Origin of the sequence: Streptomyces sp. NPDC059743 (assembly GCF_042732975.1) — a bacterium.
Lineage (GTDB): Bacteria > Actinomycetota > Actinomycetes > Streptomycetales > Streptomycetaceae > Streptomyces.
On sequence record NZ_JBHWGS010000025.1, the window covers coordinates 108,305 to 131,924 of the forward strand.

At 71.7% G+C, this 23,620-nt stretch carries 21 protein-coding genes; 10 read left to right on the plus strand and 11 right to left on the minus strand.

Features of this window, described 5'->3' with window-relative positions; translation table 11 throughout:
• Nucleotides 1-96: 96 nt before the first annotated feature.
• On the minus strand, nt 97-1,443 hold the full coding sequence (locus tag ACFV6H_RS34460) for a 6-phospho-beta-glucosidase (protein ID WP_385550374.1): 1,347 nt from the start codon (nt 1,441-1,443) through the stop codon (nt 97-99).
• A gap of 136 nt (nt 1,444-1,579) precedes the next feature.
• On the opposite strand from ACFV6H_RS34460, the gene ACFV6H_RS34465 reads away from it, so the two are divergent.
• The 4 genes from ACFV6H_RS34465 to ACFV6H_RS34480 are packed head-to-tail and all read left to right on the plus strand — an operon-like array spanning nt 1,580 to nt 6,205.
• Nucleotides 1,580-2,179 carry a hypothetical protein gene (locus ACFV6H_RS34465; RefSeq protein ID WP_385550376.1) on the plus strand — a complete coding sequence of 200 codons (600 nt, stop codon included), beginning with the start codon at nt 1,580-1,582 and terminating at the stop codon, nt 2,177-2,179.
• Nucleotides 2,167-2,841 (plus strand): ABC transporter ATP-binding protein, encoded by a 675-nt coding sequence (locus ACFV6H_RS34470; RefSeq protein WP_385550378.1) that lies wholly within the window; start codon nt 2,167-2,169, stop codon nt 2,839-2,841. The genes ACFV6H_RS34465 and ACFV6H_RS34470 overlap by 13 nt, the downstream gene beginning before the upstream one ends.
• Nucleotides 2,841-3,566: an ABC transporter ATP-binding protein gene (locus tag ACFV6H_RS34475; protein WP_385550380.1), complete on the plus strand. Its 726-nt coding sequence runs from the start codon at nt 2,841-2,843 to the stop codon at nt 3,564-3,566. The genes ACFV6H_RS34470 and ACFV6H_RS34475 overlap by 1 nt, the downstream gene beginning before the upstream one ends.
• Entirely contained in the window at nt 3,563-6,205 is a 2,643-nt protein-coding gene (locus ACFV6H_RS34480; protein ID WP_385550382.1) for an FtsX-like permease family protein, read from the plus strand. The genes ACFV6H_RS34475 and ACFV6H_RS34480 overlap by 4 nt, the downstream gene beginning before the upstream one ends.
• Before the next feature lie 51 nt (nt 6,206-6,256).
• Here the strand turns inward: ACFV6H_RS34480 and ACFV6H_RS34485 are convergent, their stop codons facing one another.
• Both ACFV6H_RS34485 and ACFV6H_RS34490 read right to left on the minus strand, forming a co-directional pair.
• Nucleotides 6,257-7,591 (minus strand): sensor histidine kinase, encoded by a 1,335-nt coding sequence (locus tag ACFV6H_RS34485; protein WP_385550384.1) that lies wholly within the window; start codon nt 7,589-7,591, stop codon nt 6,257-6,259.
• A gap of 15 nt (nt 7,592-7,606) precedes the next feature.
• Nucleotides 7,607-8,308: a response regulator transcription factor gene (locus ACFV6H_RS34490; RefSeq protein WP_093601332.1), complete on the minus strand. Its 702-nt coding sequence runs from the start codon at nt 8,306-8,308 to the stop codon at nt 7,607-7,609.
• 215 nt (nt 8,309-8,523) lie between these two features.
• Between ACFV6H_RS34490 and ACFV6H_RS34495 the strand changes: the two genes are divergently transcribed.
• Complete coding sequence (locus ACFV6H_RS34495) at nt 8,524-9,189, plus strand: response regulator transcription factor (protein WP_384986046.1); 666 nt, start codon at nt 8,524-8,526, stop codon at nt 9,187-9,189.
• Nucleotides 9,186-10,616: an ATP-binding protein gene (locus ACFV6H_RS34500; protein ID WP_385550387.1), complete on the plus strand. Its 1,431-nt coding sequence runs from the start codon at nt 9,186-9,188 to the stop codon at nt 10,614-10,616. The genes ACFV6H_RS34495 and ACFV6H_RS34500 overlap by 4 nt, the downstream gene beginning before the upstream one ends.
• Here ACFV6H_RS34500 and ACFV6H_RS34505 read toward each other — a convergent pair.
• From ACFV6H_RS34505 to ACFV6H_RS34515, 3 genes are all read right to left on the minus strand, one after another.
• Entirely contained in the window at nt 10,597-11,409 is an 813-nt protein-coding gene (locus tag ACFV6H_RS34505; protein WP_385550389.1) for a hypothetical protein, read from the minus strand. The genes ACFV6H_RS34500 and ACFV6H_RS34505 overlap by 20 nt on opposite strands.
• Before the next feature lie 95 nt (nt 11,410-11,504).
• A complete protein-coding gene (locus ACFV6H_RS34510) occupies nt 11,505-12,986 on the minus strand; it encodes a sensor histidine kinase (protein ID WP_385550391.1) in 1,482 nt (493 codons plus the stop codon).
• Nucleotides 12,987-13,051: 65 nt separating this feature from the next.
• Nucleotides 13,052-13,801 (minus strand): response regulator transcription factor, encoded by a 750-nt coding sequence (locus tag ACFV6H_RS34515; RefSeq protein WP_384986049.1) that lies wholly within the window; start codon nt 13,799-13,801, stop codon nt 13,052-13,054.
• Between the two features lie 281 nt (nt 13,802-14,082).
• On the opposite strand from ACFV6H_RS34515, the gene ACFV6H_RS34520 reads away from it, so the two are divergent.
• Nucleotides 14,083-14,865, plus strand: coding sequence for an FAD:protein FMN transferase (locus ACFV6H_RS34520; protein ID WP_385550393.1), 783 nt, complete (start codon nt 14,083-14,085; stop codon nt 14,863-14,865).
• 102 nt (nt 14,866-14,967) lie between these two features.
• On the opposite strand, the gene ACFV6H_RS34525 is transcribed toward ACFV6H_RS34520, so the two are convergent.
• From ACFV6H_RS34525 to ACFV6H_RS34540, 4 genes are all read right to left on the minus strand, one after another.
• Nucleotides 14,968-15,831: a M23 family metallopeptidase gene (locus tag ACFV6H_RS34525; RefSeq protein ID WP_385550395.1), complete on the minus strand. Its 864-nt coding sequence runs from the start codon at nt 15,829-15,831 to the stop codon at nt 14,968-14,970.
• A gap of 67 nt (nt 15,832-15,898) precedes the next feature.
• Nucleotides 15,899-17,191, minus strand: a complete 1,293-nt coding sequence (locus ACFV6H_RS34530) for a hypothetical protein (RefSeq protein WP_385550397.1) — start codon at nt 17,189-17,191, stop codon at nt 15,899-15,901.
• Nucleotides 17,192-17,426: 235 nt separating this feature from the next.
• Nucleotides 17,427-18,191, minus strand: a complete 765-nt coding sequence (locus ACFV6H_RS34535; RefSeq protein ID WP_385550399.1) for a DUF1775 domain-containing protein — start codon at nt 18,189-18,191, stop codon at nt 17,427-17,429.
• A gap of 56 nt (nt 18,192-18,247) precedes the next feature.
• On the minus strand, nt 18,248-18,886 hold the full coding sequence (locus ACFV6H_RS34540; RefSeq protein WP_385550401.1) for a hypothetical protein: 639 nt from the start codon (nt 18,884-18,886) through the stop codon (nt 18,248-18,250).
• Nucleotides 18,887-19,404: 518 nt separating this feature from the next.
• Here ACFV6H_RS34540 and ACFV6H_RS34545 point away from each other — a divergent pair.
• Entirely contained in the window at nt 19,405-20,724 is a 1,320-nt protein-coding gene (locus ACFV6H_RS34545) for a glycosyltransferase family 39 protein (RefSeq protein WP_385550403.1), read from the plus strand.
• 199 nt (nt 20,725-20,923) lie between these two features.
• Here the strand turns inward: ACFV6H_RS34545 and ACFV6H_RS34550 are convergent, their stop codons facing one another.
• Nucleotides 20,924-21,790: a GyrI-like domain-containing protein gene (locus tag ACFV6H_RS34550; RefSeq protein WP_385550405.1), complete on the minus strand. Its 867-nt coding sequence runs from the start codon at nt 21,788-21,790 to the stop codon at nt 20,924-20,926.
• A 170-nt stretch (nt 21,791-21,960) separates the two neighbouring features.
• Here ACFV6H_RS34550 and ACFV6H_RS34555 point away from each other — a divergent pair, with 170 nt between their 5' ends.
• Nucleotides 21,961-22,536: a TetR/AcrR family transcriptional regulator gene (locus ACFV6H_RS34555; RefSeq protein WP_385550407.1), complete on the plus strand. Its 576-nt coding sequence runs from the start codon at nt 21,961-21,963 to the stop codon at nt 22,534-22,536.
• 235 nt (nt 22,537-22,771) lie between these two features.
• Nucleotides 22,772-23,503, plus strand: a complete 732-nt coding sequence (locus ACFV6H_RS34560; protein WP_385550409.1) for a hypothetical protein — start codon at nt 22,772-22,774, stop codon at nt 23,501-23,503.
• Nucleotides 23,504-23,620 lie beyond the last annotated feature (117 nt).

Here is a 23,620-nt window from a genome sequence, read left to right on the forward strand (position 1 = left end):
ACACGGCCCTGCGGCCCCCGTCCTGCCCCTCTCCTCCCATTCTGTCCAGGAGCACTCACGGCCCGCATCCCGGCGTTTCCAGGGCGCGGACGCGTCTCAGGGACGGTTCAGATACGCGAGACCGGGATGCGCCTTTGTGTAACCGTCAACGAGGTGGTGGGCCACGGTCACCGAGTCCACCAGCGGATGCAGGGCGAAGGCCTTGACGGCGGTCGCGCGTGAGCCGCTCCCGGCCGCGGCGAGGACCTCGCGTTCCACGGCCTTGACGGCGCACACCAGGCCGGTGGCGTGGTCCGGCAGTGGCGCGACGGAGAGCGGATGGGCGCCGTTCGCGTCCACGAGACAGGGCACCTCGATGACCGCGTCCTCGTCCAGCACCCGCAGTGTGGTGCGGTTGCGGACATTGAGGATGAGCGTGGTGCGCTCGTCGCGGGCGATGGCGCGCATCAGGGCGAGGGCGACCTTCTCGTAGCCGCCGGACTCCAGATCGTCGGCGTCCCGTTCGCCGACGCCCGCCGCCTCGCGGTTCTCCGCCATGTACGTGGCCTCGCGTTCGGCGCGCGTACGGTCCCAGGTCGCGAGAGCAGGTGCGTCCGGCAGAGCCATCTCGTCGTAGAAACGGGCCTGTTGGTCCCGGAGGAACGCGCCGCGCGTCTGCTCGGCCTCCTGGTAGGCGCGTACCGTTTCCCGGTTGAAGTAGTAGTAGTGCAGATACTCGTTGGGAATCGCGCCCAGGGAGCGCAGCCACTCGGGACCGAAGAGCCTGCCCTCCTCGAAGGAGCCCAGCGCCTCGGAGTCCGCGAGCAGCCGCGGGAGTTCGTCGCGCCCGTCGACCCGCAGGCCGCGCAGCCAGCCGAGATGGTTGAGGCCCACATAGTCCGCCGACGCGCGGTCCGGGTCGGCTCCGAGGATCCGGGCGACGCGACGGGCGAGGCCGACAGGTGAGTCGCAGATGCCGATGACTCGGTCGCCGAGTTGGCGGGACATGGCCTCGGTGACCAGTCCGGCGGGATTGGTGAAGTTGATGACCCAGGCGTCGGGTGCGAGCCGGGCGACGCGCCGCGCGATGTCGACCGCGACGGGCACGGTGCGCAGTCCGTACGCGATACCGCCCGCGCCGACCGTCTCCTGGCCCAGGACACCGAGGTCCAAGGCGACGCGCTCGTCGGCAGCGCGTCCTTCGAGTCCGCCGACGCGGATCGCCGAGAAGACGAAGTCGGCGCCGCGCAGTGCCTCGTCGAGATCGGTGGTGGCCGTGACCGCCGGTGCGTCGGGGATGCCCTCGGCCTGCTCGGCCAGGACTCGGGCGACGGCCGTGAGCCGGGCGGGATCGAGATCGTGCAGAGTGACCCGGGTGACCCGGCCTTCGGCGTGGTCGGTGAGGAGCGCTCCGTACACCAGCGGCACCCGGAACCCGCCGCCGCCGAGAATAGTCAGCTTCACGCCGTGAACACTACTCGTCGGACCGGGACGTTAACCGCGCGCTCACCTGTCGCGGTGCGGGCGCTGGCCGTCCGGTTTCTAGCGTCGGTTCCGAGGCGGTCGTCCGGCCGGCTCTCCCCCGCGCAGAGGTGTCACGATGCGTCGTACCCTGTCCGCCGTCCTGACCGGTCTGGTGATCCTGACCGGAGCAGTGGCGTGCTCCTCCAACGGCTCCAGCTCCAACTCCGGCTCCGGTCCGTCCTCCTCGGCTCCCGCGCCGGAGGTGAATCCCGCCGGTGACATCCCGGACAACCAGGTGTACGTGGACTGGTCACCTGCCGACGGCGGTTATCGCGTCAAGGTGCCCGAGGGCTGGGCGCGCCAGGCCTCCGGTGCCGCCACGGTCTTCAGCGACAAGTTCAACAGCGTCCGGATCGAGCGGTCGCCGGCGGCTCAGGCGCCGACCGTCGACTCGGTCCGCTCGGCCGATCTGCCTGCGGTGGAACGGTCCGGGACGAATGTGACGGTGGGCAAGGTCAGCACCGTGAGCCGCCAGGGCGGCAGCGCCGTACTGGCCACGTATCAGGCGGACTCGGCGGCCGACGGAGTGACCGGCAAGAGCGTCCGGCAGGACGTGGAGCGGTATGTGTTCTGGCAGAAGGGCGAACAGGTCGTGCTGACGCTTTCCGGCGCGGTCGGCGCGGACAACGTCGATCCGTGGCGTACCGTCACGGACTCCTTCCGGTGGTCACAGTGACCGCGGCCGTTCCGCTCAGCGCACGCTCCCTGTACCGGTTCTTCCGGGCCGGTGAGGAGGAGACCTTCGCGCTCCAAGGCGTCGGGCTGGAGGTGGCGAAGGGCGAGATCGTCGCGGTCATGGGCCCTTCCGGTTCCGGCAAGACGACTCTGCTGAACTGTCTGGCCGGTCTGGACGAACCTGACGGCGGCATGGTGCATATCGCCGGTCTGCCGCTGTCCCACCAGCGGGAACAACTGCGCGGCCGGCTCCGCGCCCGCCATATCGGTGTGCTGTTCCAGTCGGGCAATCTGCTGGAGCACCTCACGGTCGCCGGAAATGTACGGCTCGTACGGCGGCTCTCCCGTACGCCGGACCACATCGGGCCAGGGGATCTGCTGGAGCGGATGGGCATCGCGGGACGCGCGGGCGCGCTGCCCCGGCAGCTCTCCGGCGGCGAGTCGGCCCGTGCCGGTCTGGCCGTGGCACTGGCCAACGATCCGGCCGTGGTCCTCGCGGACGAGCCCACCGGTGAGGTGGACGCGGAGACCGAGCGGCGGATTCTCGCGCTGCTGCGCGAACGGGCCGCGACCGGGACCTCCATGGTGGTGGTCACGCACTCGCAGGCGGTGGCCGCCGTGGCCGACCGGGTGCTGCAGATGCGGGACGGACGGTGGGTGTGATGACGGTGGATGTGATGGCCGGGACCGGAGAACCGCTGGTCGTCTGCGCGGACGCGGCGCGCACCTATGGCTCGGGCAGCGGCGCGGTGGTGGCCGTGCACGGCGCGAGCTGTACGGTCGCCGCGGGCGCGCGCATCGCGGTCGTGGGCCCTTCGGGCTCCGGCAAGTCGACGCTGCTGCATCTGATGGCCGGTCTGGACCGGCCCACGGCCGGGCGGATCACCCATCCCGGGCTGCCCGAAGGGCCGCTCGCCCGGCACATCGGCTTTGTCTTCCAGGGACCGAGCCTGCTGCCGCCGCTCACGGCGGTGGAGAACATCGCCCTGCCACTGCGTATCGACGGCGCGGAGGAGAGGGACGCTGAGGACCGCGCCGTCGCAGCGCTGGAGAGCCTGGGACTGGCGGCGCTGGCGGCGAAGCTGCCCGACGAGTTGTCGGCCGGCCAGGCCCAGCGTGTCGCGGTGGCACGTGTGCTGGCACGACGGCCGCGGCTGATCCTGGCGGACGAGCCGACGGGCCAGCTCGACCGCCACAGCGCCGAGCAGGTGATGACGGTGCTGCTGGACGCCGCCGGGACGCTCGGCGCGGCCGTGGTGGTCACCACGCACGACACCCGGGTGGCACAGGCGCTGCCCACGCGGTGGTCCATGGCCGACGGCCGGCTGGTGCTGCCGGACCGTACGGGATCCGAGCCGCGGGAACATCAGGAAGATGAGGCGCGATGATCAGGATGTGGCTTTCCGGGCTGCTGCGCGTGCGCGGCGGCCGGCTTCTCGCGACCGCCTCGGGAGTGATGGTGGCCGTCGCGCTGCTGTCCGTGCTGGGCGGCTTCCTCTCCACGACCCGGGCCACCATGACGTCCCAGTCGGTCCGTTCGGTCTCCGCGGACTGGCAGGTGCAGGTCGCCGACGGCGCCGATCCGAACGGTGTGCTGTCCGCCGTGCGCGCTCTGGCCGGTACGAAGAAGGCCCTGCCGGTCGGCTACGGGCAGACCGAAGGGCTGGACGCCCGGACGGGCGGCACACTCCAGAGCACCGGACCCGGGTCCGTGCTGGGTCTGCCCGCCGATTACGCCAGTGTCTTCCCCGGCGAGATCCGGGTACTGGCGGGAAGCGGCCAGGGTGTGCTGCTCGCCCAGCAGACCGCCGCCAATCTGCACGCGGCTCCCGGCGACACCGTCACCGTCAAGCGGGCCGGGCTGCCCGCGGTGCCGCTCCAGGTGGCCGGTGTGGTGGAACTGCCGCTCGCCGACTCGCTGTTCCAGAAGGTCGGAGCGCCGCCGCAGTCGCAGCCCTCGGCGCCGCCGGACAATGTCGTCCTGCTGCCCGAGCAGACCTGGCACACCGTGTTCGATCCGCTCGCCGGTCCCCGGCCCGATCTCGTACGGACGCAGATCCACACTCGGCGCGGCCACGATCTGCCCGCCGATCCGGCCGCCGCGTACACCGCGGCCACCGGCAGCGCGCACAACGCGGAGGTACGGCTCGCCGGTACCGGTCTGGTCGGTGACAATCTGGGCGCCGTTCTGGACGCCGCCCGTTCGGACGCGCTCTACGCGCAGTTGCTGTTCCTCTTCCTCGGCGTGCCCGGTTCCGTCCTGGCCGCCGCGCTGACCTGGGCGGTCGCCCAGGCCGGAGCGGGCCGTCGGCGCAGGGAACAGGCGCTGCTGCGGGCCCGCGGAGCCACTCTGGGCCGGCTGATGGGTCTGGCGGCGGTGGAGGCCGCGGTCGTCGCGGTGGCCGGCACGGCGGGCGGGCTGGCGCTCGCCGCGCTGGTGAGCCGTATGGCGTTCGGTACGGCGGGCATCTCTCCGGCGTGGGCGCTGGTCGCCTCTGCGGCGGGTGTCGTGGTGGCGGGCGCGACCGTACTGGTGCCCGCGCGGTTCGACGCGCGGCGGGCGACCGTCGTCTCCGGCCGTACGGTGGTCGGACGCCGCCCGGTGCCACGTCCGGCATGGTGGGCGCTGGCCGCAGCGCTGCTGGCGGGCTCACTGGCAGTGTTCCGCGCCACGAGCACGACGAACTACGCACTGGTCCTGGCCCCGGAGGGCACCGCGAGCCTGTCCGTCGATTACTGGGCCTTCGCGGGCCCCGCCCTGCTGTGGGCGGCCGGCGCGGTGCTGGCCTGGCTGCTGACCGACGGGCTGCTGCACCGTGGCGGGCCCGTACTGCGACGGCTGTTCCGGCCGGCGGCCGGCGCCCTCTCCGGCACGGTCGCGGCCAGTCTGTCGCGGCAGCGCGGCACGGTGCTGCGCTCGGTGGTGCTGCTCGCGCTGGCCTGCGCGTTCGCCGCGTCCACCGCCGTGTTCAACTCCACCTACCGGCAACAGGCCGAGGTGGACGCCGTGCTGACCAACGGCGCCGATGTCACCGTCACCACGTCCACGGCCTCGGCCACCGGTCCCGCGGACATCGCCAAGGTCGCCGCGGTGCCCGGCGTACGTCATGTCGAGCCGCTCCAGCACCGGTTCGCGTATGTCGGCGCCGATCTCCAGGATCTGTACGGTGTACGGCCTGCGAGCATCGTGTCGGCCGGGCGGTTGCAGGACGCCTACTTCTCCGGCGGTACGGCGGGCGCCCTGATGGACCGTCTCGCCGGGCGTCCCGACGGGCTGCTGGTGAGCGCGGAGACGGCGCACGATTTCCAGCTCCACCCGGGCGATCAGGTCCGGCTCCGGCTGACCGACGCGCGGACAGGCCAACCACGTACGGTGCCCTTCCACTTCGCCGGTGTCGTGAAGGAGTTCCCGACCGCGCCCAAGGACAGCTTCCTGGTCGCGAACGCGTCGTACATCGCCCGTACGACGGGCAGCGGTGCCGCCAGTACGCTGCTGGTCGACACGGGCGGCACGGATCAGCGGGCAGTCGCGGCGCGGGCTCGGGCGCTGCTCGGACCGAACGCGCACATCACGGATCTGCCGTCGTCGCGGACCGCGATCGGATCCAGTCTCACCGCCGTGGATCTCGCCGGACTCACCCGGGTCGAGCTGGGATTCGCGCTGGTGATCGCTGCCGCCGCGGGCGGTCTGGTGCTGGCGCTCGGGCTGGCGGAGCGGCGGCGCACGCTGGCGCTGGCGTCGGTGCTGGGCGCGCGAGGGCGGCAGCTCTCGGGATTCGTGTGGAGCGAGGCGGCGCTCGTAGCTGTGTCGGGCCTCGCCGGTGGCGCGGTGCTCGGCTGGGCGCTGTCGCGGATGCTGGTGAAGGTGCTCTCCGGAGTCTTCGATCCGCCGCCGTCACAGATCGCCGTGCCCTGGGCCTATCTGAGCGCGATGGCGGGGATCACGGTGGCGGCGCTGGCGGTGGCGGCCTGGGCCGCCGTACGGCACGCCCGCCGGCCTCCGCTCACCGAGCTGCGGGAGCTGTGACGGACCGACGGGCCGGGCAGGACCGGGCCGGGCGGATCGGTCCTGAGCGTCTCACGGCGTCCCGGGTGACGGGAGCCGCGCCGGCGCGGGCCGCGCGGGAAGGGCCACGAGCCAGGTGAATCTGGGGTGCGGCCGAGGGCGGGAGACGAAGAGTCTGCCGCCCTCGGCCTCGGCCAGCGAGCGGGCCAGCGCGAGACCGATGCCATGGCCGTCCTCCGTCGCGTGGCCGCGCCGTACGAACGGATCCGTGCCCTCCGGGATCCCGGCGCCCTCGTCCTCGACATCGACGGCCAGCACTCCGGCGCTCTCCCGGACGCGTACGGTCACCGTTCCTCTGCCGTGCGTCCGGGCATTGGCGATCAGCACATCGAGGACCTGCCGGGCGGCCCGCGGTGAGCCGACGGCGTCCGGCAGGTCCTCGTCGATGACCACCCGCAGGCGCCGGCCGTCCGCCGCGAGCTCGCCGTGCCAGTGCCGTTCGATCCCGTCGAGGAGCGGCACCGGATCGAGCGGTGCCCGTTCGGGCACGTCACGGGCCAGGGCCAGCAGATCGGTCAGCGTGGTCTCCATCCGTTCGACCTGCTGGAGGGCCGTGCGCAGGGCGGCGTACGGATCGGTGCGCGCGCCCGGCGCCAGCGGAGTCTCCAGCTCCAGGCGTACGCCGGTGAGCGCCGTGCGGAGCTGGTGGGACGCGTCCGCGCTGAAGGCCCGCTCGCGCCGCAGCAGAAGGCCGATACGGTCGGCGGCGCGGGCGAGTGCGTCGGCGACCGCGTCGGCCTCCGGCAGCCCTGAGGCCGGTGCGCGGCCGACCGGCAGCTCACCGCGCTCCATGTCGCGCGCCGCGACGGCGAGCGCCTCCAGCGGACGGGCCAGACGCCTGCTGGACCGGACGGCGAGCAGAGCGCCGACGCCCACGGCGAGTGCCGCGGGCACCGCCATCCCGGCCCAGGTCAGGGCGGCCCGCCGATACGGATCGGCGGCGGGCGAGGTGATCCGTACCACCGCGCGGACATGTTCGGCGCCGCCGACCGGGACGGCCGCCACCAGGCTGTCGCCGGACCGGGCGGTGGCGGCCCGGCCCGCCGCCGCGGCCCGTACCGGACCGTCGGCGGTCCCTGGACCGATACCGAGCACACGCCGCCCGTCGGGCCCGTACACCGCGATCCGGGTGCCCGCCTCGGTCCGTGGCAGCTCCACCGGATCACCGGCGCCGGGACGGCCGAGCGGTACGGGCAGGCCGACCGCGACCCGCTCGCCGAGCTGTCGCAGTTCACGCTCCTCGTCCTGCTGGTACAGCCGCAGCGCGGCGACGGCGAGCGGCAGCGCGAAGAGAAGCACCGCGCAGACGACGGCCAGCACGGTCGATCCCAGGATGCGGCGGCGCACGGTCCGGCCCTGCCGTCAGCCGGCCGCGGGAGCCGTCGGGACTTCGAGCCGGTAGCCGAACTGGCGCAGTGTCGTGATCCGCAGATGCTCGCCGAGTTTGCGGCGCAGCGCGGCCACATGCACGTCGAGAGTCCTGGTGGAGCCGAACCAGTTCTCGTCCCAGACGTCGTTCATCAGATCCTCGCGGCTGACGGCCTGTCCCGGACGCGCGGCCAGCCGTACCAGCAGATCGAACTCACGGGGACGGAGTGTGATCTCGCCGTGAGGGCCGAGACAGCGCCGGGCGGGCCGGTCCACGACAAGGGCGCCGAGCCCGATCCGCGCCGAGGTACCGGGCGCTCCGAGGGCGCCGGGCGCGGTGCGGCGCAGATGGGCGGTGACCCGGGCCTGTAGCTCGGCGATCCTGACCGGTTTGGTGAGATAGTCGTCGGCTCCGCACTCCAGGGCCTGGACGACATCCATCTCGCCGGTTCTCGCGGTCAGTACGACGATGACGGCGTCCGGGGCCCGCTCCCGCAGAAGACGGCACAGCTCGAATCCGTCGATGTCGGGCAGCCCCAGATCGACCAGGAGCAGATCGGCCGGATCCGGCGCGGTGTGTGCCAGCGCGGTGGCACCGTCGGGACACCAGCGGCTGTCGTGGCCGAGTACGCGCAGTGTCGCGCTGAGTCCGCCGCCGATCGTCGGGTCGTCCTCGACGACTGTGATACGCGCCATCGCGTCATGCCGCCCGGCGCTGCGGACGGACGCGCCCGTACACGCCGCCGTACACCTGGCCGTACACGCTGCCGTACACATCGGCGCGGCCGTCCGCGCCCTGGATTGCGGTCACGTCCCGAGGATGCCGGGCCGTACCTGAACACAACCTGAACGCGCGCGTCGCGGCCCGGGACGGTGGACGGCGGAGCCGCGGGCGTGGTCATACTGGCGGAATGACGGCTCCCCGCGTGCTGATCGTCGAGGACGACCACGGACTGCGCGATGTGATCGCCCGCGGCCTGCGCGACGAGGACTTCCTCGTGGTGACGGCGGCCGACGGCGCCTCGGCGCTGCGCGCCGCCGACGGCTCGGTGGACGCGGTGGTGCTCGATGTCGGACTGCCCGACTCCGACGGCCGCGATGTGTGCCAGGCGATGCGGGCCGCCGGAGTGACCGCGCCGGTGGTGTTTCTCACGGCGCACGACACACTGACCGACCGTCTCTCCGGTTTCTCCTCCGGTGGCGACGACTATCTGGCCAAGCCCTTCCATCTCAGCGAACTCGCGGCCCGGATCCGGGCCGTGCTGCGGCGCTCGGGCGACGGTACGGCGATCGACACGGGTGCCGTACGGCTGGATCCGGTGCGCCATGAACTGGAGGTGCGCGGGACGGCGGTGGCGCTCACTCCCACCGAGTTCCGGCTGCTGGCCTGTCTGATGGCCGCTCCCGGAGCCGCCGTGCGCCGGCGCGCCCTGCTGCGGGCGGGCTGGCCGGAGGGCGCCCAGGTCTCCGACAACACCCTGGACCAGTATCTGGTCCGGCTGCGGCGGAAGCTGCGCGAGGCCGACGCGCCGCACAGCATCGGCACGGTCCGTGGCATCGGATACCGCTTCGCATGATCGGACAGCACCGTCTCCGGCGTCTTTATCCGCGTACGCTGCGCGGCCGGCTGGCGCTGATCGCCCTGGTCACCAGCGTCCTGTGGATCGCCGTGCTGACCACGGTGTTCAATCTCGCCCTGGACAGAAGACTGCACGCGCAGGCCGACGAGGTGCTGCGTACCCGTGCGGAGGCCGTGGCCGCCACCGTGGACGCGCGGCCGGACGGCCGGCTGACAGTCAGGGAGCCCGCGGAGGACCAGGCGCTGGACGCGGGTGTGTGGATCTACGAGGGCGGCCGGGCGATCGAGCTGCCGCCGAATGTCCCGTCCGCCCTCCAGCGGCAGGCGGACGCGCTGGTCGGACGCGGCACCCGGTTCGCCGAGACCACCTCGCCGTCGGCCACACGGTTCTACGCGCTGCCGGTCGCGGCGCCGCCGGTCGCCGGAGGCGGGAGCAAGGCCGCAGGCGGAAGTGGGACGGCGGGCGGCGGTGAGGCTTCGGGCGGCGGACAGGCGGGCACCGTGGTCACCTCCGTCAGCCTCGACCCGTATGTCAGCACCGCCGATACCGCGCTGGCCGGCTCGATCGCCCTCTCGCTGGTGCTGCTGGGCGGTGTCTATCTGCTGACCAGACTGGTCGTACGGCGGGCTCTGCGGCCGGTGGGCGATATGAGCGCGCAGGCCGCCGAGTGGAGCAAGGCGGGTGTGGCGGAACGGTTCGGCGAGGGCAGCAGGCCCGCCGAACTCGTCTCCCTGGCGGCCAATCTCGACGAGCTGCTGGACCGGCTCGCCGCGGTGCTGCGCCATGAACAGCGTCAGGCGGCCGACATCTCGCACGAGCTGCGCACTCCGCTGGCCCGGATCACCGCGGAGACCGAGTGGCTCGCCCGGCGCCCGCGCACCGCCGACGAGCAGCGGGCCTCGCACGAGGCCATCGCGAGCGCCGCCGCCACGATGGGCCGGATCTGCGAGACCTTGCTCTCCGAGGCCCGTACGCGCACCGGACAGACTCCGGGAAGCTGCGACGTCCTGGCGCTCGCGTACGAGCTGGCCCGGCGCGGCACGGACGGGCCGCCACGGACACCGGTGATCGAGGTCCGTGGCGGCCCGGCCACCGCCGGTGTCTCCGCGGCGCTGGCCGAACGCATCCTGAGCCCGCTGCTGGACAACGCCCGCCGCTATGCCGCGCACACGGTGTTGATCGAGTGCGCGGCGGTGGCGGGCACGGTACGGGTGACCGTCGCCGACGACGGGCCCGGAGTACCTGAGGAGTTCAGGGACTCACTGTTCGAACCGGGCCGGCGCGCGACGCCCGGCGACGGTCATGACGGCGCGGGCCTCGGACTGGCGCTCGCGCGCCGGCTCGCCCGCGCGGCCGGCGGTGACATCGCACTCGACGCCGGACACGCGGGCGCGCGGTTCAGCGTCACTCTGCCCGCGGGCTGAGCGGCTCGGGCGGTACGACATCCCTCCTGGTCCGGGTGAGAAAGACGACCAGGCCGAGGATCACCGCCAGGAACAGCGCGCTGGTCCCCACGGTGCCGAGCCCGAGTCCACCGTCCGCACGTGCCTGGGACAGATAGTCGCCGAAGGACGCGCCGAGCGGGCGGGTGAGGACATAGGCGATCCAGAACGACCAGACGGCGTTCAGATCGAGGGCGCGGTGGGCGACGGCCACCGCGGCGATCAGGACGGCGAAGATGACGGCGGAGAGCCAGTATCCGAGGTTCAGCCGCTCGGCGGTGAGGTCGCCCGCGGCGGTCCCGAGGGCGAAGGTGAAGAGGATCGCCAGCCAGTAGAAGCCCTCGCGCCGGCCGGTGCGGATGGAGTGGATGGAGAGCGTGCGCTCGCTCGCGTACCAGCCGGCGAAGGTGAGGGCCAGGGCGACCGCGAAGACCGCCGTCGTGGTCTCCAGCGGGACTCCGAGGTTGTCGGTGAGATTGTCGCTGACCAGTGTGCCGACCACGCTGATCAGTACGACGGCGAGCCAGTACAGGCCCGGCACATAGGCGCGCGCCCGGAACTGGAAGAACAGTGTGATCACGAGCAGGGCGCCCATGATGAAGGACGTGTTGGTCAGCCCGAGGCCGAGATTGGCGTTGAGCAGGTCGGCCGCGGTCTCGCCGACCGTGGTGCACAGGACCTTGATGACCCAGAAGTAGAGGGTGACTTCGGGAACCTTGTTCATCAGCTCGCGGCGCCGGGTGGAGGCGTCCGGCAGATATGTGTCTGCTGTCATGACGCAGCACGCTGGCAGGGTTCACCTGAATGTTTCCTGACCGGTGAACGTTTCCTGACCGGACGGCGCGGTCGCGGTCACCGGGCCGGTCACGGTCACCCGGTCCGGGCGAGAGGCAGCCGTACGGCGAAGACCGTGCGGCCCGGGCGGCTGGTCAGGTCCACCGTGCCGCCATGGGCGGCGACCACCGCGGCGACGATCGCCAGACCGAGACCCGTGCCGCCCGTGGTTCCCTCTCCCGTGGTCCTGGACCGGGAGCGGTCGGCGCGGGTGAACCGCTGGAAGATCTCGGGCTGGAGTTCCTCGGGGATGCCCGGTCCGGTGTCGCTCACGGTCAGTTCGGCGTGGTCCTCCTGGGCGGCGATGCGCAGAGTCACGGTCGTGTCCGGCGGTGTGTGCGTACGGGCGTTGCCCAGGAGGTTGGCGACGACCTGGTAGAGACGGTGTTCGTCGCCGGTGACGGTCACCGGTTCGCTGGGCAGATCCAGCAGCCAGCGGTGTTCCGGCGCGGCGGCGCGCGCGTCGCTCATGGCGTCGAGCGCGAGCCGGGTGAGATCGACGGTGTCCCGGGCCAGCGGCCGGCCCGCGTCCAGGCGTGCCAGCAGCAGCAGGTCCTCGACCAGACCGCTCATCCGTTCGCTCTCGTACTGGATGCGCTCCAGGGCGTGCCGTACGTCGTCGGGTACGGACTCCGGGTGGCGCAGGGCCAGTTCGGCGTGTGCGCGCACGGTGGCCACCGGAGTGCGCAGCTCATGGCTGGCGTCGGCGGCGAAATGGCGCAGCCGTTCCTCGATGGCATGACGGCGGGAGAGCGCGTCGCCGACATGGCCGAGCATCCGGTTGAGCGCGGCGCCGACCTGGCCGACCTCGGTCCGGGTGTCGGTGTCGGGCACCGGATCGGGCATGGCGACCTCGCCGCTGGCCAGCGGCATACGGGTCACCTCGGTGGCGGTCGCGGCGACACGGCTGAGCGGGCGCAGGGAGAGCCGTACCCAGAACGCGCCCGCCACTCCGGTGACCACGATCGCGGCTCCGAACACCGCCGTCTCCACCGCTTCCAGCCGGTGCACGGTGTCCGTCACACGTCTGAGCGGCAGTCCGGTCAGGAGCGTGTCGCCCTCGTGGCCGGGCTCGGCGACCACCCGGTAGGCGCCGAGGGAGGAGAGAGTGATGTTGTGTCCCTTGCCGTCCGGCGGTACTGCGGCCAGTGTGTCCCGGTCCGCGCGGCTGAGCGGCACGGGCACATGTGTATAGCCGTGCACCAGCGACGCCTGGGTGGGGACGCCGAACAGCAGCCGGGCGCCGAAGGTGCCCTCCGCCTGGCCCCGGGTGTCGGCGTTCGCGTTCCCGTCGTGCTCCCCGTGTTCCGCGTCTTCCAGGCTCGCCGCGAACCGTCCGTCGGCCACGGCGAGCTGATGGTCGAGTCTGGCCATCAGAAAGCGTTCGAGCGCCAGTACGGTGATCACGCCCACCGCGAGACAGGCGAGGGCGAGCAGCAGGAGGAGTCCGGTGGTCAGCCGGGCCCGGAGAGTGCGCGGCACGGGCAGCCGTCCCAGCAGCCTCCGCAGCGCTCTCATGGCATGTCGCGTGGCATCTCGCACCCGTCCCGCGCGACCGGCGGTACTCGCCCGGCTCACGCCGCTCACGCGTCCGGCTTCAGTACGTAACCGACCCCGCGCACCGTGTGGATCAGCGGCGTCCGGCCCGCGTCGATCTTCTTGCGCAGATAGCTGATGTACAGCTCGACGACATGGGCCTGGCCGCCGAAGTCGTACGACCAGACCCGGTCCAGGATCTGCTCCTTGGACAGGACCCGGCGGGCGTTGCGCATCAGGAAGCGCAGCAGTTCGAACTCGGTACGGGACAGGTCCACCACCACGCCCGCCCTGGTGACCTCGTGCGACTCCTCGTCCATCACCAGTTCGCCCACCACCAGCCGGTCGCCGCCCGGCTCCCGGGCCATACCGGCCCTGCGCAGCAGCCCGCGCAGCCGGGCGAGCACTTCCTCCAGGCTGAACGGCTTGGTGACATAGTCGTCACCGCCCGCGGTGATGCCCGCGATCCGGTCCTCCACGGTGTCACGGGCGGTGAGGAAGAGTACGCAGACGTCCGGCAGTATGGCCCGCAGCTCGCGCAGGACCTGGAGACCGTCCATGTCGGGCAGCATCCAGTCGAGTACGACGGCGTCGGGGCGGAACGTAACGGCGGCGCGGACCGCCGACCGGCCGTCGCCCGCGCTCCGTACCTCCCATCGCTCGTAGCGCAGTGCTCCGGACAGGACCTCGGTCAGATCCGGCTCGTCGTCGACGACGAGGACGCGCACCGGGGCGCCGTCGGGCCTGCTCAGGACGGGAGAGGCGGTGTGATCGGCGTGTTCGGCGTGTTTCTCCATTTTCTCCATGGTCGGTCCAGCTTCTCGCGCCGTGATCGCCGACGCGGGCAGGACGGGCTCCGCGTCTCCGCGTCATCGGTGTGTCGCGGTGTGTCGCGGGCGCGCGGGCGGTACGAGGGTGGTGTACGGGGCGCTCGGACGGTGCGGGTCGCCGGGGCCCGCCGTGTGTCCGCCGGGCCCGCCCGCGTTCAGCCCGCGTTCAGAAGGTTCTCAGAGGGCGTCTTGCGAAGGTGGTTCTCCTGCCTCCGGCAGACAGTCCGCCTCCGAAAGAGGGACCCCTGGTGATCACCCAACAGGACCCGCAGAGCAGAAACAGTCCCCATCCCGGTCTGCGCCACTTCGAGCATGTGATGGGGACGGTGTTCTCGTTCGACATCCATGATCCCGTCACCCAGGAGGTGGGACGGGCCCTCGCCCAGGGCATCGCCTGGCTGCACGAGATGGACGCGCTGTTCTCCACGTTCCGCGAGGACAGCGCCGTCAACCGGCTCGCGCGCGGTGAGACGACCGTGGATCAGTGTCCGGACGTGGTGGGCGAGGTCCTCGCGCTCTGCGAGGAGGCGACACGGGACACCGAGGGATTCTTCACGGCTGCTCCGCAGGGCCGAATCGATCCGTCCGGTCTGGTCACGGGATGGTCGGTGGAGCGTGTCTCGCAGGATCTGTACGCGGCCGGAGCACGGAACACGTACATCGACGCCGGAGGCGATCTCCAGCTCCGGGGCGAGACCTCACCGGGCCTGGACTGGCGGATCGGTATCGCCCATCCGGTCCTCCGGGACCAGCTCATAGCCGTCGTCCACGGCCATGATCTGGGCGTCGCGACCTCGGGATCGGCGGAACGGAGCGGCCGGATCATCGATCCGCGCACGGGCCTGCCGGCCTCTCAGCTGCTGTCCGTCACCGTGACCGGCCCTCATCTCACCCGCGCCGATGTCTTCGCCACCGCCGCCTTCGCCATGGGCGATCTGGCGCGCTCCTGGATCGAGTCCCAGGACGGCTACGAGGCGCTGGCCGTCACCGCCGACGGAGAGACCTGGCAGAGCAGCGGCTTCCCGTCCTAGGTACCGATGCTCGGGCGCGGTGCCTCGGTGGAGTTCGACGGCGGCGGCCACCTCACCGGTCGGCGAGGCGGCCGCCGCCGTCGAGCGGTTGCTCAGGTGCCGTCAGCAGACCGGGACGCCCGGCAGTTGGGCGGCGGGATGGTCGATATAGATGTTGGAGATGAAGCCGCCCTGGTCACGGAGCTTGCTCCACCAGTTGTTCGTGTAGCCCTCGGCGGTGACGGTGCTCCCCTGCTTCTGGCACACCACCACAACGTTGGTCGGGCCCGCGAGAACGGTGACCACCGGCGAGGTCAGATAGGCGTCCGCCCTGACCCGGATGTCCGAACCCCAGGTGCGGAAGTTGCTGCCGCCGCCACCGCAGCCGTTGTCGCTGGTCAGATACGACTGGTTGTACTGGGAGGGATAGGGCAGTCCCACACCGTTGATGACGATGTTCTGGCCCGCGCCGTTGAGCAACTGCTCGTAGTGGATGTGCGGGCCCGAGGAGTTGCCGGTGGTTCCGGTGACTCCTATCTGCTGGCCCTGGGCGACCACGGCACCGCTGGGCACCGAGTACGAGGCCAGATGGAAGTAGTAGGTCTGCCAGCCGCCGCCGTGGTCGATGACGATGTAGTTGCCGGCGCCACTGGGCTGGGACATCCGGGTCGCCGTGCCGGCGGCGGAGGCCAGGACGGGCGTGCCTCCGGTCGAGCCGCCGTCGGCGCGTACGAAGTCCAGCGCCCGGCGGATCTCGGCGGAGTGGTGGCTGAGCGTCCACCGCTGGCCGCACGGATAGGGCGCCTTGAAGTTCGGGGCCGCGAGCGCGCTGTTCTGACGGGCCTGGGACTGGGCCTGGGACCCGGCCTCGGACCCGAACTGAGGCTGGAGCTGGGACTGCGCCTGGGCGGGAGCGGCCGTGAGACCGACGAGCGCGAAGAGCGCGGTGACGAGGACGGACCACAGCCGTCCACCGGGCGTACGCATGGGGAGTGCTCCTTTGCCGAGCCGGGTGATCCGGGTGATAAGGAGTCGCGGCGCGTTCAGCACTGGTTCAGCACTGAGGGACGCCCGGCAGCCACTGCTCCGGCACATCGATGTAGATGTTGGTGATGTAGCCGCCGTAGTCCGGCAGATAGGACCATGCGTCATTGGTGATGCCGTCGACGGTGATCCGCTGGCCGTGGACCTGGCAGCTGACATTGACCTGAGTGGGCCCGGCCAGCCGCGCCACCTCGGGCGACGCCGTGGTGGCCTGCTGCCGGATACGTACGGCGGTGCCCCAGGTGGGGAAGGACTTGCCCGTCTGCGGACCGGTCCACAGATACGTGACGGTCACCCAGCCGTTGTCCCTCAGCCCGACATTGGCGAAGGTGCCGTCGGCGAGGTCGATCCCGGCCGGGTTGAGCACCCGCCGGCCGGAGCCGTCGAGGCCGCCGTTGTAGCCGTTCTCGTACGCGGCCTGGGCCTCCGGCTTGCCCTGCGGCAGATCCTTGAAGCTCTCGCGGACCGAGGAGGGATTCCAGTAGTCGTCCCGGATGTTCCACGGGCCGACGTCCCAGACCGGCGCGGTCTCGCAGCGGGCAGGACCGCAGACCTGGACGGAGTACTGACCGCTGCCGTTGGGCGACAGGCCGCGTCGGGAGGGCAGGGCGACGAAGTGGTCGTTCGGCTGTATGACATGGCCGTTGGCGGTCGTCCCGCCGACGAGCCCTTCACGGGTGGCGAAGACCCGGGCGCTGAAGGCGGCTGCGGCCCGGGGCGTGCGCGGCTCGGGGCCCTGGTCCGCGGTCAGCCGCAGTCCCCGGACCCGTGCCTGTCCGCCCTTGTCCCAGAGCGTGATCCGGGCCTGGACGGCGACGACGGTACGAGGCAGGGCCACCGCGCTCCCCGTCGGGCTCGCCTCCGTGCTCGTATCCGCCTCGCGCCACTCGGTCCAGGAGCCGTCCTCGGCGCGGCCTCGGACATCGACGGCGACCCGCGCTCCGGAAGGGACCTGGGCGGTCAGCTCGGCCCGGACGCGGTTGACGGGACGGTCGAGCGTCCTGGGCGCGAGGATCTGGGAACCGTATCCCGCTTCGCTTCCCACGGCCGTGGAGCGGAAGTCCCGCTGACGGATGGTGAGGGCGCCCTGGGCGTAGCGTACGTTCACGTCGTCGGCGTCGACGCGGGAGAGGTCCGCCCGCCAGGCGATCTCCCCGGACGCGGACGCCTCGCCGGACGCTACGCGCGTGGAATTTTGGGTGTCGGCCGCCCCGGCGGGCTGCGCGGTCACCGTCAGTCCCAGACAGACGAGTGCGGATAGGACTCCGGTCAATGAACGGTGGAGCTGCCGTCTCTGGCGCATCGCGTGTCTCTCTCGTTCCGGGCCGGGCAAGTGCCTTCCCGTGACGCACGCGGGGGGGGGACAGTCCGGCGCAGGGTCTGGTGAACGGGCCGCGCCGGAGCGGCGCGGCCTGGCACACCGTAGCGATCCTGCCATGTCCACAACAAGAGTTCGCCAGGACCTTCACGTGCGGACGGGCCCGTTCGTCGCGGGCCCGTCCGGACGGCGCTCCCGTCAAAGGGAGTGCATGTCCCGGTCAGACGGAGTCGGCACCGGAGCGGCGCCTGAACCACCAGACGCCGCCGACCAGTGCGACCACGACCACCACGCCAAGTCCGATGAACAGCACGGGACTTGTGCCGTCGTCCGTCGAGGCTGCCGTGTCGGTGGCAGCGTCGGAGGAAGCCGGAGAGGTGTCGGCCGAGGATCCCGTCGCGGCCGGCTCACTCGCGGCCGGAGTGGACGGTGCGGCCGTGGTGGGCTCGGCGGCCGGGCTCGGGCCGACCGGCTTGGCCCCGGGCGCCGCGGGCTTGAGCGCGAGCGTCGGCGCGGGGCTGCCGTGCCCGCCGTCCGCGGGCTCCTCCAGTTCGATCCACCGGTCGACGCGGCCGTCGCTGTAGGTCTGGAGGGTTTTGAACGCCAGGGACTCGGCGTCCGGAAGCTGTCGTACGGTGACGGTGTACGCGGCGTCCTCACCGACGCCGATCGCCGGCCCGGAGACGGCGTAGCCCCGCGCGGTGGCGGCGAGTCGCCAGCCCTTGGGGCCCTTCCCGTAGGTGATGTCGGCGGGCGCGATGCCGTCGGGCAGGATCACCTCCAGCCCGCTGATCCCGGCCTTGTCGGATTCGGTCTCGGCGGTGAAGGCGAGAGTGACGTTCTCGGCGAGGGCGGCGGCGCCCTCCGCCTCGACCTCCACATGGGCGGACGCCGGAGCCGCGAAGGCGACCGAGGCCGCGAGGACAGCCGCGGTGAGGACGGAGAGACGGCGCACGGCGGACGCCGGAGCGGTGGTACGGAACACGGATGACTCCCATGGTGATGTGGGGCGGTACGGGCACGCCGGAGCGCGCCCCGAGCTCAGATGGCGGAGGCGAGCTCCGGCGGCGGACCTCGACGTACCACCGCGTGCGCCAGTACCAGGGAGTTGTGCGGAGGCGGCTGCGCGCGCGTTCTGACGGCGCGCAGGACGCGGGGCACGGACGGGAACAGCCGCGCGGGAGCGCGCCGTACGAGCCGTACCAACAGCTCGCCGAGCACACCGCCCACGCGCTGACCGACGGCGAGACAGGCCGCGTCCGCGCGCTGGAGGCACCAGGCCACCAGCAGGGCCGCGAGGACATGGACGGCCGTCATGGAGAGGCCGTGGCGCCCGGCGTGCCACGCCTCGTGCGTTCCGTGCGCGGCGCCGTGGCCCGCGATGTTGTGCGAGGCGGGCGCGCCCTGGGCCGAGGCCCGTACGAGCCAGAAGTGCAGGGCCAGTTGGGCCGCGCCGGTCGCCGCGATCACCGCGGGCAGCGGCAGTGGCAGCGGCCACGACCGTGACCGTAGCTGCGGTGGCGGCGATATGCGTACGGCCCACAGGGCGAGGGCGAACAGCGCCACGGCGGCGAGCGGCACGGCCCGCCAGGGCACCGGATGACCGGAGACCACGTGGTGTCCCGTGACCGCGAGTACCACACCGGTCACGGTGAACACCGCCGCACGGGCGACGTCCACCGGCACGCGGGACCTGGACACTCGACCGGTCAGGCGCGCGGTGTGGGTGCGGTGGTTCCACGGACACGACATGGCCGGCCCATCATGGAGCATCGCCGGGCCGTCGGACCGGGACTTCCGGAATCCGGTCATCCACCGGTCGGTTCCGCCACCGCGCCACCACCGCGCCGCCGACCGCCGCCTGCCGACCGGCCACCGCCCCTCCCCCGATGCAGCCCATTGGCCGCCTCCTGCTCGCGGACATCCCGCACGGCACGCATGGTCGATCTGTGTCCTCGCAAGGAGCGCCAGATTTGAACCGGTGAACGGAGCCCGCCATCTCCTCCGCACAGCACACCTCGTCCTCCTTCGGTCCGGGCCCGGAGGCCGCGCTCGGGACGCCGGCGCGGCGCAAGCAGTCGTCGTCGCGTCACACGATCGCCCTCGTCCTCGCTCCGTTCGCCCTGGCGCTGCTCCTCGGGCTGTGGGGGATCGACCGTCGGAACACGCTGTGGGGCGACGAGGCGGTCACCTACGAGATGGCGCACCGGAGCGTCGCGCAGATCTGGCACACGCTGGGCCACGCCGACGCCGTGCACGGTCTCTACTACCTGCTGATGCACGGGGTGTTCGCGCTGTGGGACGGCGGTGAGGCGGCGCTGCGGCTGCCGTCCGTCCTGGCGGTGGCCACGGCCGCGGTGGGTGTCGCCCTCATCGGGCGGATGCTCGCCGGGCCGCGCGCCGGAGTGCTGGCCGGGCTGATCTTTCCGCTGATCCCGACGGTGCAGCGGTATGCGCAGGAAGGGCGTTCGTACGCGCTGGTGTGTGCGCTGATCACCTGGAGCACCTGGCTGCTGCTGACCGCGATCAGCAGGCGAGGCGGGCTCCGCTGGAGCGCGTACACCGCCGTCCTGCTGACCGCCTGTCTGCTCCATGAGCTGGCCGTCGTGACTCTGCTCGCCCATGGCGCGACGGTGTTCCGCTCCGGGCTGCCGCGCGCGGTGATCCGGGCATGGGGCATCGCGGCCGGCTGTGTGAGCGTCGGGCTGCTTCCGCTCGCGGCCTTCAGCACCACGCAGGCCGAACAGGTCGACTGGATCGGCTTTCCCGACCTCTGGCAGACGACACGCTTTGTGGTGGCGGCGCTGCTGGGCCTGCTGTGCGCCGGAGTGCTGGGCCGCACCGAACCCGACGCGGGACGGCCGGTCGAGCTGCGGACGCTCGCGCTCTCCCTGCTGATCCTCCCGACCGTGCTGCTCATCCTGCTGACGCCGGTACGGCCACTGTACGTCGACCGCTATGTCCTCTCGTACACCATCGGCCTCGCTCTACTGATCGGCGCGGCGCTCGACCGGATCCGGCGCGAAGCCACCCGCGCCCGCGCGCTGCGCGGCGCCGTGACCGTGGCGGCGGCGGGCGCGGCGCTGGCCGCGTTGTTCCCGGTGGGCGCGTATCTGCGGACTCCGCAGAGCCGTCAGAACGACGCCGATGCGGTCGCACGCGCGGTACGGGAGGTGGCGCGGCCGGGTGACAGCGTGCTCTTCATGCCCGCACGCCGGCGCGTATGGACCCTCGCGCACCCCGAAGCGTTCCGAGGACTGTCGGATCTCGCACTGGAGCACTCCCCCGTCGCCTCGAACACCTTGCACGGTACGGAGTTCACCCCCGGCCGGATCCGGGCCCGCATCCTGACCGCCCGGCGAATCGTCGCCGTCCATGATCTGGCCGGCCAGCCGCTGGAGACGGACGCCCGGGAAGCCGCCAAGCGCGAGACCCTGCGGGCCTACTTCCAGGAGTGCGAGAGCCATACGGTGACCCAGGCCGAGATCACCGTCCACGCCCGTCCCGGTAGCTGCTGACCACCTGGTCATGTCGTTCCGCGCGGAGGACAGCTCGCCGGTGCTGACATCGTTTCTGGCCACCACCCGGGAGCTGTGTCCTTATGTGAGCCGCTCGCTGGACCGTCGGCTGGGCCCGCGCTGACCTGGCACGGCCGGTGCCGCGGAAGCGGATACGGGTATGACCACGCGCCGCCCCGCGCCACCGGCCCGCGCTCGCTTACCGTGAGGTCGGCTCCACGGGAATCCACAGCTCCGCGTCGGCCGTCTTCGCGTCCAGCGACAGCCGTGTGCGCAGGATCTCGGGACCGGGCACACTCCGGTACGGATTGGACGGGAACCACTGCGTGTAGACGTCCCGCCACAGATACTGGAGCGCCTTCGGGAACTCGCCCGAACTCTCGAACACCGCCCAGGTCCCGGCGGGAACGCTACAGCTCTCCATGTCCTCGGGAGCCGGCGCCCGCGTCACCACACCGTGGTAGTAGTCGAGTTCGGTGCCCTCCGCACGGCTGTCGTCAATCTTGTCGCTCACACCGACGATCCCGCGCGGTTCCTGGTCCGACAGCTCCTCCAGCCGCCGGAGCGTGTCCTGGTCGATGCCCCGGATGAACGCGACGAGCGCCGGGTTCATGCCCTCGTGGACCAACGGGACCCGTGCCTTTCTGCCGACCACTCGGAAGGCCGGCTTCTCCACGACCCGATACCGCATGCTGCTACTCCCTTCTACGATGAGACGGAAGGACATCCGGGGCTGGGAGCGCAGCGCGGCGCCGGTCCGTCTGGCCTCGCCGGGACCGACGCCGTGCAGGGCACGGAAGGCCCGGGCGAACGATTCGGCGGAGCCGTATCCGTACCGCACCGCGATGTCGAGCAGCGTGCTGCCCTTGCCGAGCACCTCCGCACCGGCGACGGTGAGCCGTCTGCGGCGGATGTACTCGGACAGCGGGATGCCCGCCAGCGCGGAGAACATCCGCCGGAAGTGGTACTCCGACGTGACGGCGATCCGCGCGAGTTCGGTCATCTCGATCCGCTGGTCGAGGTTCCGCTCGATGTACTCCATGGCCTCGTTGAGCCCCTCGATCATCCCGGTCCTGCCCCTTCCACTTTCACTTCCACTCATCACGCTAGGGACGGCCCACCCTGCCCGACCCGGCATTCCATGCCCGCATCGGTCGGGGACACGCGAGCTGGGACACGCAGTCAGCGGATTACGCATCCTTTGGGATGACTGATCCGATTCGGTAGAATGGGAGCGTGGCCAGGACCGTGACACCACCACCGCGCAGGGCGGATTCACTGCGGATCAGAGCGCGACTGCTGGTCGAGGCGCGGAGGCTGCTGGAGCGCGGTGAACTGCCGCTCCAGCTCAATGAACTGGCCCGCAGGGCGGGTGTCGGCGTCTGTACGGTCTACCGCCACTTCGCGAGCAGCCGGTCGCTGCTGGAGACCTTGGCCCTGGAACCGTTCCACGAACTGCTGGACATCGCGCGCGCCGCCGTGGACGAGCCCGATCCATGGACGGCCCTGGAGCGGCTGCTGTACGCGCATGTACAGCTGGAGATCGAGCACAACGGCGTACGCGAGGTCCTCGCGGCCACCGCCGACGAACAGCCGGACACCGCCGCGCTCAAGGCCGAACTGGACGCGCTCACGGACAGCCTGCTGCGCCGCGCGCGGTCGGCGGGAGCGGTCAGGGACGGTGTCGACGCCACCAACATACGCAGTCTGCTGTGCGGAATCGGATACGCGGCCCGTATCGCCGGCAGCGCACCCGACGAGGCGGCGGAGCGCTATGTGCGTGTCCTGGCCGACGGGTTGCGCAAGCGCTAGGCACGGCGCGGCGACGGTCGTCATGGGCCGTCCGATGCGCACAACACCCGTATATAGCAGCGCTGTTTGTCGTCCGGACCGCTGTTCCGTTACGCACGGATGTCCGCACACGGCGGTAACACGATGACAACGACGGCGCGCCGTCTGTTGGCCGCCACAACGCAACACACTCTAGTCTGCTCTACAGCGGTCACCGACGAGGTCAAGTGGTGACCCGGAACGAAAGGGCGACACCATGACATCCGTAACCGGCACACCGGGCAGCATCGAGGCGACCACAGCGCTCCTCCTGAGCGAACTCCCGCGGCTGGAAGCACAACAGCAGGCACTTGAGAACGAGCTGGCCGCCGTCACCGAGCGGTTGGGCTCGGTACGTGCCGCCCTGACCGCGCTCCAGGCGCTGTCGGCCGCTCCCCATGTACCGGAACCGGCGGTGTCCCCGGAGGCCGGTGCCGAGTCCGGGACGGAGCACGGCGCCCCGGCCGAGGAGTCCGTCGAGCAGCCCGCGGAGGAGTCCGCCGCGACGGCGGCGACCGAGGAGACAGCCGAGGACACGACCGGCGATGACACGGCCGACACGACCGGCGCGGAGGACGACGCCGACGCGAAGTCAACGCCCGTACAGCACAAGGTTCCTCGGGCCCGCGCGAGCCGGAAGACACCGGCGGAGGCTCCCAAGGAGCGGAAGCGGCGCACCGCGAAGAAGACGGTCCCCGCCACAGCCGATGACGCCGCAGCCGATGACGCCGGCGCGGACCAGCCCGCCGGCGGTCTGACCGAGCAGATCCTCGCGGTCCTGGCCGGCTCCGCCGACACCCCGGTCCGCGCCCGCGATGTGGCGCAGGCGCTGGGACGCGACGAATCGCCCGGCAGCATCAACGCCGTACGCAGCACGCTCGACCGCCTTGTCGGTTCCTCGCGGGCCCACCGTGCCGGCCGTGGCCTCTATCAGGCCGTCCAGGGCTAGGGTCTTTCGTTTGGATCTGGCCGGATCAGGGAGCGGGGTCTGGTGCCGTGGATCGCAAGGCGGAGGAGGGAGCCCACGCGGAGCGTAGGCGACTGACGACAACGCGGCGAGGCGCGG

Coding starts and splice junctions, on each gene's coding strand:
- ACFV6H_RS34500 (WP_385550387.1), top strand. CDS start 9,186: ATGATCGGACAGCACCGTCTCCGGCGTCTTTATCCGCGTACGCTGCGC.
- ACFV6H_RS34515 (WP_384986049.1), bottom strand. CDS start 13,801: ATGGAGAAACACGCCGAACACGCCGATCACACCGCCTCTCCCGTCCTG.
- ACFV6H_RS34525 (WP_385550395.1), bottom strand. CDS start 15,831: ATGCGTACGCCCGGTGGACGGCTGTGGTCCGTCCTCGTCACCGCGCTC.
- ACFV6H_RS34545 (WP_385550403.1), top strand. CDS start 19,405: ATGGCGCACCGGAGCGTCGCGCAGATCTGGCACACGCTGGGCCACGCC.
- ACFV6H_RS34505 (WP_385550389.1), bottom strand. CDS start 11,409: ATGACAGCAGACACATATCTGCCGGACGCCTCCACCCGGCGCCGCGAG.
- ACFV6H_RS34475 (WP_385550380.1), top strand. CDS start 2,841: ATGACGGTGGATGTGATGGCCGGGACCGGAGAACCGCTGGTCGTCTGC.
- ACFV6H_RS34560 (WP_385550409.1), top strand. CDS start 22,772: ATGACATCCGTAACCGGCACACCGGGCAGCATCGAGGCGACCACAGCG.
- ACFV6H_RS34530 (WP_385550397.1), bottom strand. CDS start 17,191: ATGCGCCAGAGACGGCAGCTCCACCGTTCATTGACCGGAGTCCTATCC.
- ACFV6H_RS34510 (WP_385550391.1), bottom strand. CDS start 12,986: ATGAGAGCGCTGCGGAGGCTGCTGGGACGGCTGCCCGTGCCGCGCACT.
- ACFV6H_RS34495 (WP_384986046.1), top strand. CDS start 8,524: ATGACGGCTCCCCGCGTGCTGATCGTCGAGGACGACCACGGACTGCGC.
- ACFV6H_RS34465 (WP_385550376.1), top strand. CDS start 1,580: ATGCGTCGTACCCTGTCCGCCGTCCTGACCGGTCTGGTGATCCTGACC.
- ACFV6H_RS34550 (WP_385550405.1), bottom strand. CDS start 21,790: ATGATCGAGGGGCTCAACGAGGCCATGGAGTACATCGAGCGGAACCTC.
- ACFV6H_RS34480 (WP_385550382.1), top strand. CDS start 3,563: ATGATCAGGATGTGGCTTTCCGGGCTGCTGCGCGTGCGCGGCGGCCGG.
- ACFV6H_RS34490 (WP_093601332.1), bottom strand. CDS start 8,308: ATGGCGCGTATCACAGTCGTCGAGGACGACCCGACGATCGGCGGCGGA.